This window comes from Halorhabdus sp. SVX81 (genome assembly GCF_029207715.1).
Lineage (GTDB): Archaea > Halobacteriota > Halobacteria > Halobacteriales > Haloarculaceae > Halorhabdus.
On the sequence record NZ_CP104322.1, the window covers coordinates 829,553 to 842,467 of the forward strand.

Here is a 12,915-nt window from a genome sequence, read left to right on the forward strand (position 1 = left end):
ACGGGTGCCCCATCCAGTCACCGCAATTCGGTCCGGACATCCTCGTGGATCGTCTCCCGGACACGATGGCTCTCCGCTGCGTCGAAGGTAATTTCGATGATCTGGGTGCCGGGGGCGGCCAGGGATTCCCGATAGAGCGATTCGAACGCATCGAGGGACCCTGCACGGACGAATTCGGCATCGTAGAGTTCCCCGACGGGCGAGAAATCCAGGCCGTGTGGCGTCTTGAAAAAGTCAGTGAACGGTGGGTCGAAGTCCTCGATCGGCAGCATGTGGAAGATGCCACCGCCGTCGTTGTTGAGCAGGACGATCGTCGCCTCGACCTCGGCCCGGGCCAGCGCGAGTAGTCCGTTCATGTCGTGATAGAAGGAGACATCGCCGAGGACGCCGACCAGGGGACCGTCGGTCGCGCTTGCGGCCCCCAGTGCCGTGCTGGTGACGCCGTCGATCCCGCTCACGCCGCGATTCCCCAGGACGCGGACTGATCTCGCCCGTGGCTGTCCGAACCGGTCGAGATCCCGAACTGGCATGCTGTTGCCGACGACCAAGGTCGCACCGGCAGGAATCTCCGCTGCCACCGTCGACAGGACCGCTCCTTCGAAGTTGGCGTCCGTCGTTGTCCGATCCAGCAGTGACCAGTACGTCTCCTCGGCGCGCTCGAAGCGCTCACGCCACGCGTCGTCCCCGCCGGTCGCGATCCGGTCGGCCAGGTCGTCGGCCAGCCGGGTCGGATCGGCGACGAGCAGGTCGCTCGCCGTGAACTCGGCTTCGGTCCATTCGCCGGCCGGGTCGACCACGAACTGGCGGGCCTCGCTATCCCGGAGATAGTGCCTGAGGACCTTCGACGTGGGTGAGGCACCGAACCGGACGACGACCTCGGGGTCCGGCCAGCCCCACTCCGCCTTCGCGTCGAGATACGAGTCGTAGCCGCCACAGATCCCCACGCTGTCGGCGTGACCGAATCGGTGGCCCGAGAGTGGATCGGCGAGGACAGGGAAATCGGTTGCGCGGGCGAGCCCGACCAGTGCCTCTCTGGCCGGTGTCGGTTGGCTCGCCGGCCCAGCGACGATCAGTCCCCGGTCGGCTCCCTCGATGACTCCGGCGACGCGGTCGAGTTCCTCGTCGGCAAGCGTCACCGCCCCCTGGGAAATCCCGACGAACGGGCCGTCCCGCCCCTCGACTGCCAGGGGCGCACGCTCGCCGAGATCGTCGGGAACGTCACCCTCGACGTGGACCGGTTCGAGTGGCTTTCGGAAGGGGATATTGAGATGAACCGGGCCCGCCGGCGTCCCTATCGCGTCGGCGACAGCCCGATCCGCCGTCACGCGGAGCGACCGTAGCGCTCGCGGACGCGGTGCGGGTTCGGGGAGTGTCCGGTACTGTCTGACGGCCGACCCGTAGAGCTTCGTCTGGTCGGCAGTCTGGTTTGCGCCGCTGTCCTGAAGTTCGGGTGGCCGGTCGGCCGTGAGCACGACAAGCGGCACCCGACCCTCGTCGGCTTCCATCACGGCCGGGTGGAGATTCGCCGTCGCCGTCCCCGAGGTCGTGACGACGGCCGTCGGCTCGCCACTCTGGCGGCCCCGACCGAGCGCGAAGAAGGCGGCCGAGCGTTCGTCGAGCAACGAGACCACCTCGACCTCGCTGGCCGCGAACGCGGTCGTCAACGGCGTCGACCGGCTCCCGGGCGCGAGACAGGCATATTCGACCCCGGCGGCCGCGAGTTCGTCGACGAGCACGTTCGCCCACAGCGTGTTGCGGTTCGGGGCCATCATCGTAAGGCGTCGAGGATCGGGCGGTACTTGAGCTGAATCTCGTCCCACTCGGCGTCGGGGTCGCTATCGGCGACGATCCCCGCCCCGGCAAACAGCGTGGCCCGGCGCTCTCTTGTGAGTGCCGACCGAATGCCCACGGCAAACTCCCCATCACCGGCCGCGTCGAACCAGCCGATCGGCGCGGCGTACCACCCGCGATCGAAGGCTTCAGCCTCCTGAATCGCCGCCAACGCATCGTCCGGCGGCAGTCCGCCGACGGCCGGCGTGGGATGTAACGCTTCGACCAGCGAGAGGACGTGTACCTCCGTATCGAGGATCGCCTCGATCGGCGTCTGGAGGTGCTGGACCGTGGCGAGTTGTCTGATGGTTCGTTCGCCAGTCGTGACGGTCTCGGCGAAGCCATCGAGTTGCTCGCGGATGGCTTCGACGACGAGGGCGTGTTCGTGGCTGTCCTTCGGACTGTCCGTGAGCTCCTCGGCGAGCCACTCGTCTTCGGCCCCCGTGTCCCCGCGGCCGATCGACCCCGCCAGTGCCGCTGTCTGCACCCGGGGACCGTCACGCCTGAGCAGTCGCTCGGGGGTCGCCCCGAAGAAAGTCCCCGCGCCTGCTTGCTCGGGTGCGAACGCGAAGCGGTAGCAGTCAGGGTAGGTCTCGCTGAGCCGATCGAGGGCGGCGGGCACTGACAGCGACCCTGCGAGGTCAACGGTCTGAGCGCCGGCCAGGACGACCTTCCGCAGGTCGCCCCGATCGATGCGCTCGACGGCAGCGTCGACCTGTTCGGTCCAGGCGCCGCGCTCGGGGATCTGTGATCGGGCGGCGATGCCTGGTGGCGACTCGGTCGACGGCTGGGCGTTCGTGAGTCGTTCCTGCCAGCGTTCGAGGGTTTGTTCGGCGGTACTCGGGGCGTCCGGACCGACAGCGGCGGCCGTCAGCCAGGTTTCGCCGTCGCGCTCGATGACCGAGACGGCCGGCAGGTGGAAATAGGCGTCCGGAAACCCCGTCCAGTCGGCGTCAGCGTGGCGATCGACCCCGACGTCGTGGAAGGCGAAGCCACCGAACAGCCGGGGACGGGCGAACGGCGGCAGGTTCGTGGCGACATCCTGGTTCGCAAAGAGTCCACTCGCTCGCTCGCGGACCGCTTCGAATCGGTCGCCGCTCGTCACGGAGATCGTCGCCGCGCTGCCCGTCCCCGCGACCGTCTCGTCGGGGCTAGCCCATGCCGTCCACGGTCGCCTGCGGATCTCGTCGGCGAGCAGCGTGGCGGGATCGACGGCGTCGAGTTGGCAGCCACGGATGGCGAGAACGTCGCTGGCGTGATCGGTCCCGACTGCGTCGGCACGCACTGACTCCATCTGGCCTGTCTAGGGGCACAATCCATTAAGGGCTGACGATACCCCCACCATCGGACGCTCGTTCGGACTGGCCGCCACCATCGACGGATGCCCGCTCGGACGAGTCACCCTCTCGGCGGGCGTCAGTTCAAGCAGATTCTTATACCTCCCTCCCTGTGGATGGGATACGATGTACGCGCCCAGACACGCGTCTTCGATAGCCGAGGTGAACGTGGGATGAGCGATCCGCAGGACGAAGTCCGGGCGTACACAGTTCGGCTCGAACTCGTCGACGAACCCGGTGAACTCCTCCGGGCGCTATCCCCGATCGCCGACAACGGCGGTAACCTGCTGAGTATCTACCACGAACGCGGGAACATGACCCCGCGCGGGCACATCCCAGTTGAGGTCGATCTCGAAGCGTCGCCCGAGCGTTTCGACGTGATCGTCGACGCGCTTCGGGAGGCCGGCGTCAACGTGATCCAGGCCGGCAAGGAGCGCTACAGCGAGGAACTCACCGTGGTCCTCGTCGGCCATCTCGTCGATACTGATCTCTCTGATACGCTCTCGCAACTCCGGGCGGAGAACGGGGCCGTGACAGATATCTCGCTGGCTGCCCCTCAGGGCGCCGACGAGGTGTCGAGTGCGCGCCTCCGACTCCGGACCGAGCAGGGGGCCGTCGAGGACACCCTCAGTGCGGTCCGGTCGGTGGCTGACCAGAAGGACCTTCGTGTTGTCGAACCCCTCGCGCCGGGAGGTGAGGCCTGATGGATCTCGCAATCATGGGGACGGGGACGGTCGGTAGCTCCGTCGCCGAACTCGCAAGCGAGTACGGGCACCGGGTCACCGCCATGGCCAACGTCGACGCCGCGGCGATCGACCCTGACGGCATCGACACGGCGACAGCACTGGAACGCCAGCGCTCCGAGGGGATGGCACATCTCGGTGACGGCGATCCCGACGACGTGCTGGCTGCCGAGTACGACGCGCTGATCGAGGTGACGCCGGTGACGCTGGGCGACGCCGAACCGGGATTCAGCCACGTCCAAGCGGCCCTGGAGCGGGACAAACACGTCGTGCTCGCGAACAAGGGGCCGATGGCCGAACGCTACGCCGACGTCCGTGCGCTCGAAGCCGAAAGCGCGGGCGAGGTCCGCTTCGAGGCCACCGTCGCAGGTGCGATCCCGGTACTCTCGACGATCGAGGACTACGGGCCGGGCACGATGTCCGCCGTTCGGGGTGTGTTCAACGGCACGGCGAACTTCATCCTCACGCGGATGGCCGCCGAGGGACTGGGTTACGAGCACGTCCTCGCGGAGGCACAGGACCTGGGCGTCGCCGAGGCCGATCCCGCTTTCGACGTCGAGGGGACCGACGCCGCCCTGAAGTGTGTCATCCTCGCGAACGTCCTCGCGCAGGGCGACCGTGCGTTCTCCCTCGAAGATGCGACCGTCGAGGGCATCAAGGACATCCCGGGCAGCGCGCTCGAACTCGCCCGCGAGGACGGCCGGACGATCCGGCTGATCGGCGAGGTCGCCGGCGACGAGATCCGGGTGAGTCCGCGACTGGTTCCCGAGCACAGCGAACTCGCCGTCAGCGGGACGACCAATATCGTTCAACTGGAGACCGACAACGCCGGTCGGCTCAACCTCTCCGGCCGCGGTGCGGGTGGTCCCGAAACTGCGACGGCGATCCTCGCGGACGTCAATCGGCTTCCCGAGCTAACCACGGACTGATTGTGGCCGGTTTCCTCCGTCGCCTGAGACGGAGTCACTCGACGTCGAGGGCCGCCTCCGGACTCCCGCTCTCTTCTGTCTCTCGGGACGGTGTGTCCTGTCTGTCCCGTCTTTCGAGGACCGCTCTGATCGCATCCGTGTCGTCCGTCCGGACGTCTTCGGTCTCCAGCAGCGCGTCGAGTCCCCGTTCGAGTTCCCGCTCGTCGATCTCCCCTTTCGCGTACCGGCGTCGGAGTTCGTCCAGTGGGTCCGCGGTCTCCCCGCCGTCACGGGTGGTCTCGCTCTCGTCGATCCCCACTGCCAGGTCCCGCAGTTTCCGTGCCCGTTCGATCTCCTCGGCCGGATCGGCCAGACTCCCGGCGAGGACGCCAGCGACCGGGACCAAAAAGAGCCAGCCGACGACGAACACCCACAACGCCGCCTGTGGCCCCGTGTTCATATACGCGGCAATGCCGGCTGGCAGCGTCGCGACCGCAAACACGCCCGCGAGCGCTTCGAAAACGCGATGGTAGCTACCCATGCGTGAGGCTTGGGTATGCCTGTTGTATAATTGTATTGTCACGGACATCGACGGCTGATCGGACCACGCGTGATTGACTCTCGCCAGCCCGGCCCATACCGGCCGCCGGTGACCTCTATCGCCGGAACTGATGGACACAGGCCGACCGCAATCCGTGACAGCAGTTCCCAAATCGCAAGACAGCGGCGGCATGGTCTACGCTCGCTATCGAAATGGTTTTAACACCAACAGCCGAACGATTCCGATACAGCGCCTCTGCGCGTGAGATTCAAATGAGTGAGGACAAACCGCACCAGAACCTCGCCATCATCGGACACGTCGACCACGGGAAATCCACTCTCGTCGGTCGACTCCTGTTCGAGACCGGCAGCGTTCCGGAGCACGTCATCGAGCAGCACCGAGAGGAAGCCGAAGAGAAGGGCAAAGGCGGCTTCGAGTTCGCCTATGTGATGGACAACCTCGCCGAGGAGCGAGAGCGTGGTGTCACCATCGACATCGCCCACCAGGAGTTCGACACCGACGAGTACTACTTCACCATCGTCGACTGTCCGGGCCACCGTGACTTCGTGAAGAACATGATCACGGGCGCGTCCCAGGCCGACAACGCCGTGCTCGTGGTCGCCGCCGACGACGGCGTCCAGCCCCAGACCCAGGAGCACGTCTTCCTGGCCCGCACCCTGGGTATCGACGAGCTCATCGTCGCCGTCAACAAGATGGACCTCGTCGACTACGAGGAATCCCGCTATAAGGAGACCGTCCAGGAGGTCACGGAACTCCTCAAGCAGGTCCAGTTCAACACCGACGACGCGAGTTTCATCCCCTCCTCGGCGTTCGAGGGCGACAACATCAACGAACTCAGCGACAACATGCCGTGGTACGACGGGCCGACCGTCCTCGAGTCGCTGAACGACCTGCCCGAGCCGGAGCCGCCGACGGACGCGCCGCTCCGACTCCCGATTCAGGACGTTTACACCATCTCCGGTATCGGGACCGTCCCGGTCGGTCGAATCGAGACCGGCGAGATGTTCCCCGGCGACGACGTCACGTTCCAGCCGTCTGACGTCGGCGGCGAGGTCAAGACCGTCGAGATGCACCACGAGGAAGTCGACCGCGCCGGCCCCGGCGACAACGTCGGATTCAACGTCCGCGGCGTCGGCAAGGACGACATCCGCCGTGGTGACGTCTGTGGTCCCGCAGACGATCCGCCGTCGGTCGCCGAGACCTTCCAGGCGCAGATCGTCGTCATGCAGCACCCGAGCGTGATCACCGCGGGCTACACCCCGGTCTTCCACGCCCACACCGCCCAGGTCGCCTGTACGATCGAGTCCATCGATCAGAAGATCGACCCCTCCTCCGGCGAGGTCGCCGAGGAGAACCCCGACTTCATCCAGTCGGGTGATGCGGCTGTCGTCACCATCCGACCGCAAAAGCCCCTCAGCATCGAACCGTCGGGCGAGATTCCGGAGCTCGGCAGCTTCGCCATCCGTGACATGGGTCAGACCATCGCGGCCGGCAAAGTGCTGAGCGTCGACGAGCGCGAATAATGCAGCAGGCACGCGTCCGTCTCGCCGGAACCAGCCCCGCGGACCTGGACGACATCTGCGACGACGTCCAGGAGATCGCGAACAAGACCGGTGTCGAGCTGTCCGGTCCGGTGCCGCTCCCGACGAAGACGCTGGAAGTGCCCGCGCGCAAGTCCCCCGACGGCGAGGGGACCGCCACGTGGGAGCACTGGGAGATGCGCGTCCACAAACGGCTCATCGACATCGACGCCGACGAGCGCGCCCTTCGACAGCTGATGCGCATTCAGGTGCCGAACGACGTCTCGATCGAGATCGTCCTCGAAGACTGAGCGATCGGTGCTTCGGGTTTCGAACCCGACGCTCTCAGTCGGTCGTCGACGATTTCCGTGCGCCCTCACGCGCAGGTCGAATCGTCGGATTCAACTATCCGTATCACGGATATCCCGTTGCGGGCTCGTAGATCAGTGGCAGATCGCTTCCTTCGCAAGGAAGAGGCCCGGGGTTCAAATCCCCGCGAGTCCATAATTGCTATCGCTCGCAAACTCGCGAGCGATGCAATTCTGATTGCTCGAGCGGGGATTTGAGCCTGGAAGTCGCAGCGCCGAGCGGAGCGAGGCGATCGTCTTCCATTGTTCAATATCCCCGCGAGTCCACTCGTGGTTCGCGCGTTGCGCGAACCCACTCGTTCCCTCGCGTGGTCTCACTCGCTGCGCTCGCGAGACCCCCGCGAGTCCATGTTTACTGTCGCTCGCAAACTCGCGAGCGATGCAATTCTGATTGCTCGAGCGGGGATTTGAGCCTGGAAGTCGCAGCCCCGAGCGGAGCGAGGCGATCGTCTTCCATTGTTCAATATCCCCGCGAGTCCACTCGTGGTTCGCGCGTTGCGCGAACACACTCGTTCCCTCGCGTGGTCACACTCACTGCGAGACGTTCGCGGTGCTCACGTCTCGCACCTCGCGTGACCCCCGCGAGTCCACTCTTGTTACCGCCCGGCCCGTTGTCGATCCATGACCGACTTCGAGAAGTCGAAGCCGAACAGGACGAGCGCGAAGAGCTTCGCCTGAACGCCACTCGCGAGCACGAAGCACGGACTCACGAACGCGTCGTTCAGGTCGATCCGCTTTTCCATCACGCACCGACCTCCACAGCGGTCGAAATCGGTGCGCAGACGGTGCAATACTCCGTTCCGAACACCCGGACTTTAATCCGGTTCAGTCGGCTGCCACAACACTTGCAATGCTGCACACCCGAGCGACCTGTCTAGTACGGTAAAAGACAGAGGGGCATTCCATTTATCAGTCAGATTTATTATCGAATGGGGTAAGATGAGATTGGATGAGAGTACTTCGGATTCTTCTTATTGGTCTATTTTATCTCCTATTTGGGATTGTGCTGAGAATTATCTTCGTCCCAGTGAATGTTATGTCGTTTATTGGCAGAAAAATCCAATTACAGTCCCGGATTAGTGGGGTCCTGAGATTATCTACGATTGATTCTGAACGGATTCGAGATGATATGATCGATCAAATGCAGGACCCTGCAGACTCTATTCTTGCAGAAGAGGATTACGGACATCTCCCTGTTACGAGACACCACTTGCGGAGGAAAGGATTGCAAGCGATAGATGAGATGGAGAACCGGATGATTGAGGGAGAAACAATAATTAGTGGATTGATTGCTATTATTGGGGTTCTCCTCTCTTTATTCGCACTTTATCCAAATACTGTAAGGACCCTCTCAAGTGGATATGTGAGGCCCGCGGAAGAACCCGTTACAATGGTATCTGTGTTAGCTACCTTGGCCGGTCTATTTGTGGTGATCTTGATTGTAACTAGATACACAATCATTTCAAATATGATGTTTTCAGACAAGGAACTTTCCCAAGGGAAACCACGGATACTTTTCATAAAACAAGCCTGGAATAGTTTTGTAGCAAAACAGCCAATAATGGCTCTTACTGGCTTCTATCTACTACACTTTGCAGATATTGCTGGTGAAGAAGTGTATAACGAGCTACTTGATATGATGGGGGATGCAATGCAACCAAATTTAAATAAAGTGGAATTTATGAGAACCAATTCCCATAGGATAATTGGTGCAATGTCGCGCGAATTTAGATCGGAATGAGGTTTGATGCAGTTCTGGATTAGTGAACCTCGTCTCATCAAATGTGTCTCCTCCAGGGTTCACACGTAGAGAAATACGCTCCTCTCCATATGCACACGAGATGCTCGCCAGCGTGTGCATATTTCGCGGCTGCCGAGCCGGTCGGGTGGGTGTCCGGCATGATCGAACAGGCCGACGGGTATTGGACCGAACCGAGAGGCGGGTGCTGTTCGCTAGGCACTTTTGAGTCCGGCTGTGGCAGTGAAGCGTGAGATCGCAGCTTGACCATTCCTTCCAATACAATCACAAAAATGTAGTTATAATTCAGTAATATTCTAACGGATACTAATATATAACCTCCAGATGGGGATACAGATATGACACAATCGACGCCGTCGCGTCGCCGGATGCTTCGTGTGGTCGGTGCCGTTGGTCTGGCTGGGCTTGCAGGCTGTGGCGCGCTCAACAGCAACGCAGCCGATCCGACCGGAACGGACACCGAACACACGACTTCGGCGGCCAAGGGGGACGAAACAGGGGACTACGAGCGGTGGCTCCTCGCACCCAGTGAGGTTGCCTTCGGCGATACGATCCTGTTGACATCGGCCCGAGTCAACGAGATACGGGGCCATCGTGATGGCTTACCGCGAATCGATGACGGATTCGGGTTCGGTAGTGATACGATGGTCCCTGTTGACACTATTGAACGTTTCCACAGTTTCGGCTCGCTGATTGCAATGACCGGGACCTTCGACGCGGAGACAGCCACGGGGGGGATTAGCGACCAATTCAGCGAGACAGACACGCACCGGGGCTACTCGGTGTTTGCTGCCGGGGACGTGCAAGCGTACGGCATTGCTGATGGCACAGTCCTCGTCTCACTTTCATACGAAGGTGCCGACGTGAGGCAGAACCTCCGGGAATTCATCGATACAAGCGAGGGGGCGATCCCGCGACTGCAGGACGTAAACGATGCCGGGCAAGCACTGGTGGACGCCCTCCCTACGGGCTCGTCGGTTCGGATCCACACCGACGCGGATCGAATTCAGGTTCCTGATGCGGTAATGGCGGGCTCGACGGTCAATCTTGGTCAGTCAGAGAGTGAGGTCAGCACTGCTGTCGTCTTCGAGAATGCGGCGGCTGTCGATGCCGAACGAGTCAGGGCGACGGTCGGACACACGGCATTCTTCGACAGTCCCGACGCTGTCAGCGTCACTACCAACGGCCGGGCGGTCCTCGCCCAGGGGACAGTACCGACAGAGGAACTGCAGTCACTACAGGTCAGACTTGATGGAGACATCGCAGGCGGCCAACGGCAGATCAACGCCACGATGGACTACCGTGTCGGGAACGATGGCGGACGACTCGTCATTACCCACAACGGCGGTGACCCTGTTCCGCGAGACAACCTCAGTATCCATGGCTCGGGGTTTGCCAACGTGCCCAACGTCGACGCCACCGAGCAAGGCCAGTGGGCCGGCACCGCCTCCGGCACGGTCGATGGCCAGCCGGCAGTCGTTTTCGGCGATACGATGACCGTCGGTGTCACTCCGTCCTATGACATCAGTCTGTGGGTGTCCTCTTCGGGCGGGAGTGAGACTGCAGAACGCAGTAGCGGTCCCGAGGCGTAGCCACCACACACGACAACCGCCACAGTTCGACGAGGGCGGGCACGCCGACCTACGGTGGCGTGTCCAGTCATTCCGGACAGCTCTGTTGGCGAAGCCGTTTCCGAACAGCCCCACCTCTTTCCCGTTCCGTGGATTCACGTAGCGTCCGCCCCACCGTCCGATATGGACCTCGACGCACTCCGGGACGACATTCCCGTCCTCGAAGAGATCGCGTACCTGAACACCGGTGCGAGCAGCCCCGCCCCGCGGTCAGTCGTCGAAGCGACGACGGACTGGATCGAGTATCACAATTTCGAGGCCCCGATCGACGAGGGAATCTATCCGCACGCCTGGGACAGCTACGAGGCGGCCCGCGAAACCATCGCTCCCTTCCTTGGCGTTTCGCCGGAGACGATCGCCCTCACGTCGAGCACGGTCCACGGCATCAACCTGATCGTCTCGTCGATCGAGTGGCAACCCGGCGACGTTGTCGTCAGAACCGATCTTGAGCATCCCGCCGGCGTCCTCCCGTTCGATCGCATGGCCGATCTCCATGGAATCGAAGTCCGGACGCTCGAAACCACCGACGGGCGAATCGACCGCGACGAACTCGCGACTGCCGTTGAGGACGCTCGACTGCTGGCGATGAGTTCTCTCACCTGGAGTCACGGCACCCGGTTGCCGGTCGAGGAGGCAGTCGATATCGCCCACGACGCTGGGGCGCGAGTATTGATCGACGCCGTCCAGTCGCCGGGCCAGCGCCCCGTCGACTTCGAGGCCTGGGACGCGGATTTCGTCGCCGGGTCGGGTCACAAGTGGCTGCTCGGCCCCTGGGGGGCTGGCTTTCTCTATGTCGCGCCCGAGGCGATCGACGCGCTCACCCCCCAGCAGATCGGCTACCGGAGCGTCGAGGAGTCCGGGGCTACGTCCTACGAGTACAAGACCGGCGCACCGCGATTCGAACTCGGGACGGCCTCGCCAGCCCCGCACGTCGGCCTCGCCGCGGCGATCGACCTGCTGGAATCGATCGGGATGGAAACTGTTCAGACACGGATCGAACGACTGACTGACCGGCTGAAGGCGGGACTCGGCGAGCGGCTCATCAGCCCCCGGGAGTACGAATCGGGCCTTGTCACGTTCGCAGCCGACGATCCCGAAGCCACGGTCGAGCGGCTGGCGGACGCCGGTGTCGTCGTTCGATCACTGCCGTATCCTGAGGCTGTACGGGCCTCGATTCACGGGTTCAATACGGCCGAGGATGTCGATCGGTTGCTCGAAGCACTCTGAGTCGGACCAGTCACACGCTCTCACTCGTCACCGATCGGCCGGCGGCGGAGTTCGTCGATCTGGTCGCGTAGCCGGTCGAGTTCGGATTCGAGCTCTTCCCGGCGGTCGATGAGGTTGCTCAACTCCTCGGTGTTCACGGAGAACTCCTCGTCGAGTGCGGCGTCGAGCGAGTCGGCCGTCGACTGGACGAACTGCGTGGCGACGCCGAGAATCTCCTCCGGTGATTCACATCCTTCGTAGAGATCCACCGATCCAGAGGAGACGGTGTAACGGATCAGCGGCAACTCCTCTTCGGCATGATAGCTGGTCGTCGTCTGGAGTCCAGTCACCGGATTTTGTCGGTCGTGGGCCTGTTCACGCCTGACGATGCTGAACGGCTGCTCCAAGGCGGGATAGGAGTCGGCGAGGTCTCGGAGCCGATCGGCGGCCGTCACGTCAAGCTGGGCCTCGACGTCGCCGAAGAATTGCGCCGAGCCAGTCAGGCTCAGTGCGATCGTGAAAAAGACGCCCTGGTCGGTCTCGGCAAGCCCTCGAATCCGTTCGCGCACCGCCTCGTGTTCGCCTTCGAGCGCCTGGCGATCGAGATCGTCAAGCAGTGCCCGCACCCCTGCCTCGCGCTGTAAATACTCCTCGGCGAGCATGCCCGGGAGTTCGCCGCTGGGTTCGTCCGGCTGGTCCATGCCGAGCGTTTCGGGCCGCGGTACAAAACCCTTCTCGCCTAGCATTGTCTGTATCCAATCCTGTAAGCCTCCCAGGAGTGGCTGGGAAACAGACTGAGAACAGCAAGAAAGCCCCAGCCGGCTACGCTCCCGGGCCTCGCTGCGCGCGCTCGCTTCGCTACGCGTGCTTATTCCGGGAGCGCAAGCGCTCCCGACGCTCGTCTCGCTCCACTCGACTCGCCGTCGGCCGGGTTCGCGTAGCCGGCTGCCCCTTTCAGTCCCGCCCAATATGGTTTGCCACGCCGGGTGGGACTGAAAGGGGCGTGTCGTTCGACGAGCGAGACGACGCAAGGACCGCAACGAACACGGGT

General features: G+C 63.1%; 12 protein-coding genes and 1 tRNA gene. 8 read left to right on the forward strand and 5 right to left on the reverse strand.

What is annotated here, in order from left to right; genetic code table 11:
* Positions 1–17: 17 nt before the first annotated feature.
* Both menD and SVXhr_RS04045 read right to left on the reverse strand, forming a co-directional pair.
* Positions 18–1,772 carry a 2-succinyl-5-enolpyruvyl-6-hydroxy-3-cyclohexene-1-carboxylic-acid synthase gene (gene menD, locus SVXhr_RS04040; protein ID WP_275739682.1) on the reverse strand — a complete coding sequence of 585 codons (1,755 nt, stop codon included), beginning with the start codon at positions 1,770–1,772 and terminating at the stop codon, positions 18–20.
* Complete coding sequence (locus SVXhr_RS04045) at positions 1,769–3,124, reverse strand: isochorismate synthase (protein WP_275739684.1); 1,356 nt, start codon at positions 3,122–3,124, stop codon at positions 1,769–1,771. The genes menD and SVXhr_RS04045 overlap by 4 nt, the downstream gene beginning before the upstream one ends.
* A 216-nt stretch (positions 3,125–3,340) precedes the next feature.
* Between SVXhr_RS04045 and SVXhr_RS04050 the strand changes: the two genes are divergently transcribed.
* Complete coding sequence (locus SVXhr_RS04050) at positions 3,341–3,871, forward strand: amino acid-binding protein (RefSeq protein WP_275739686.1); 531 nt, start codon at positions 3,341–3,343, stop codon at positions 3,869–3,871.
* Positions 3,871–4,839: a homoserine dehydrogenase gene (locus tag SVXhr_RS04055; RefSeq protein WP_275739687.1), complete on the forward strand. Its 969-nt coding sequence runs from the start codon at positions 3,871–3,873 to the stop codon at positions 4,837–4,839. Before SVXhr_RS04050 ends, SVXhr_RS04055 begins: the two co-directional genes overlap by 1 nt.
* 34 nt (positions 4,840–4,873) lie before the next feature.
* Here SVXhr_RS04055 and SVXhr_RS04060 read toward each other — a convergent pair whose 3' ends face one another.
* Positions 4,874–5,359, reverse strand: coding sequence for an SHOCT domain-containing protein (locus SVXhr_RS04060; RefSeq protein WP_275739689.1), 486 nt, complete (start codon positions 5,357–5,359; stop codon positions 4,874–4,876).
* A 272-nt stretch (positions 5,360–5,631) separates the two neighbouring features.
* Between SVXhr_RS04060 and tuf the strand changes: the two genes are divergently transcribed.
* The 3 genes from tuf to SVXhr_RS04075 all read left to right on the forward strand — a co-directional run bounded on the left by tuf (position 5,632) and on the right by SVXhr_RS04075 (position 7,404).
* Complete coding sequence (gene tuf, locus SVXhr_RS04065) at positions 5,632–6,903, forward strand: translation elongation factor EF-1 subunit alpha (protein ID WP_275739691.1); 1,272 nt, start codon at positions 5,632–5,634, stop codon at positions 6,901–6,903.
* Positions 6,900–7,211 carry a 30S ribosomal protein S10 gene (gene rpsJ / locus SVXhr_RS04070; protein WP_198408540.1) on the forward strand — a complete coding sequence of 104 codons (312 nt, stop codon included), beginning with the start codon at positions 6,900–6,902 and terminating at the stop codon, positions 7,209–7,211. Before tuf ends, rpsJ begins: the two co-directional genes overlap by 4 nt.
* A gap of 121 nt (positions 7,212–7,332) precedes the next feature.
* Positions 7,333–7,404, forward strand: a tRNA-Ala gene (locus SVXhr_RS04075).
* A gap of 460 nt (positions 7,405–7,864) precedes the next feature.
* Here SVXhr_RS04075 and SVXhr_RS04080 read toward each other — a convergent pair.
* Positions 7,865–8,011: a hypothetical protein gene (locus tag SVXhr_RS04080; protein WP_275739693.1), complete on the reverse strand. Its 147-nt coding sequence runs from the start codon at positions 8,009–8,011 to the stop codon at positions 7,865–7,867.
* A gap of 386 nt (positions 8,012–8,397) precedes the next feature.
* Between SVXhr_RS04080 and SVXhr_RS04085 the strand changes: the two genes are divergently transcribed.
* The 3 genes from SVXhr_RS04085 (at position 8,398) to SVXhr_RS04095 (ending at position 11,885) form a co-directional block, all read left to right on the forward strand.
* Positions 8,398–9,009 carry a hypothetical protein gene (locus tag SVXhr_RS04085; RefSeq protein ID WP_275739695.1) on the forward strand — a complete coding sequence of 204 codons (612 nt, stop codon included), beginning with the start codon at positions 8,398–8,400 and terminating at the stop codon, positions 9,007–9,009.
* Between the two features lie 356 nt (positions 9,010–9,365).
* Positions 9,366–10,619 carry a hypothetical protein gene (locus tag SVXhr_RS04090; protein WP_275739697.1) on the forward strand — a complete coding sequence of 418 codons (1,254 nt, stop codon included), beginning with the start codon at positions 9,366–9,368 and terminating at the stop codon, positions 10,617–10,619.
* Positions 10,620–10,781: 162 nt separating this feature from the next.
* Positions 10,782–11,885: an aminotransferase class V-fold PLP-dependent enzyme gene (locus SVXhr_RS04095; RefSeq protein WP_275739699.1), complete on the forward strand. Its 1,104-nt coding sequence runs from the start codon at positions 10,782–10,784 to the stop codon at positions 11,883–11,885.
* 20 nt (positions 11,886–11,905) lie between these two features.
* Here SVXhr_RS04095 and SVXhr_RS04100 read toward each other — a convergent pair whose 3' ends face one another.
* Positions 11,906–12,565 carry a hypothetical protein gene (locus SVXhr_RS04100; protein ID WP_275739701.1) on the reverse strand — a complete coding sequence of 220 codons (660 nt, stop codon included), beginning with the start codon at positions 12,563–12,565 and terminating at the stop codon, positions 11,906–11,908.
* Positions 12,566–12,915 lie beyond the last annotated feature (350 nt).

What these genes read in the sequence shown, in the direction of transcription:
- menD (WP_275739682.1), bottom strand. Translation starts at nt 1,772, where the DNA reads ATGATGGCCCCGAACCGCAACACGCTGTGGGCGAACGTGCTCGTCGAC.
- SVXhr_RS04045 (WP_275739684.1), bottom strand. Translation starts at nt 3,124, where the DNA reads ATGGAGTCAGTGCGTGCCGACGCAGTCGGGACCGATCACGCCAGCGAC.
- SVXhr_RS04050 (WP_275739686.1), top strand. Translation starts at nt 3,341, where the DNA reads ATGAGCGATCCGCAGGACGAAGTCCGGGCGTACACAGTTCGGCTCGAA.
- SVXhr_RS04055 (WP_275739687.1), top strand. Translation starts at nt 3,871, where the DNA reads ATGGATCTCGCAATCATGGGGACGGGGACGGTCGGTAGCTCCGTCGCC.
- SVXhr_RS04060 (WP_275739689.1), bottom strand. Translation starts at nt 5,359, where the DNA reads ATGGGTAGCTACCATCGCGTTTTCGAAGCGCTCGCGGGCGTGTTTGCG.
- tuf (WP_275739691.1), top strand. Translation starts at nt 5,632, where the DNA reads ATGAGTGAGGACAAACCGCACCAGAACCTCGCCATCATCGGACACGTC.
- SVXhr_RS04080 (WP_275739693.1), bottom strand. Translation starts at nt 8,011, where the DNA reads ATGGAAAAGCGGATCGACCTGAACGACGCGTTCGTGAGTCCGTGCTTC.
- SVXhr_RS04085 (WP_275739695.1), top strand. Translation starts at nt 8,398, where the DNA reads ATGATCGATCAAATGCAGGACCCTGCAGACTCTATTCTTGCAGAAGAG.
- SVXhr_RS04090 (WP_275739697.1), top strand. Translation starts at nt 9,366, where the DNA reads ATGACACAATCGACGCCGTCGCGTCGCCGGATGCTTCGTGTGGTCGGT.
- SVXhr_RS04095 (WP_275739699.1), top strand. Translation starts at nt 10,782, where the DNA reads ATGGACCTCGACGCACTCCGGGACGACATTCCCGTCCTCGAAGAGATC.
- SVXhr_RS04100 (WP_275739701.1), bottom strand. Translation starts at nt 12,565, where the DNA reads ATGGACCAGCCGGACGAACCCAGCGGCGAACTCCCGGGCATGCTCGCC.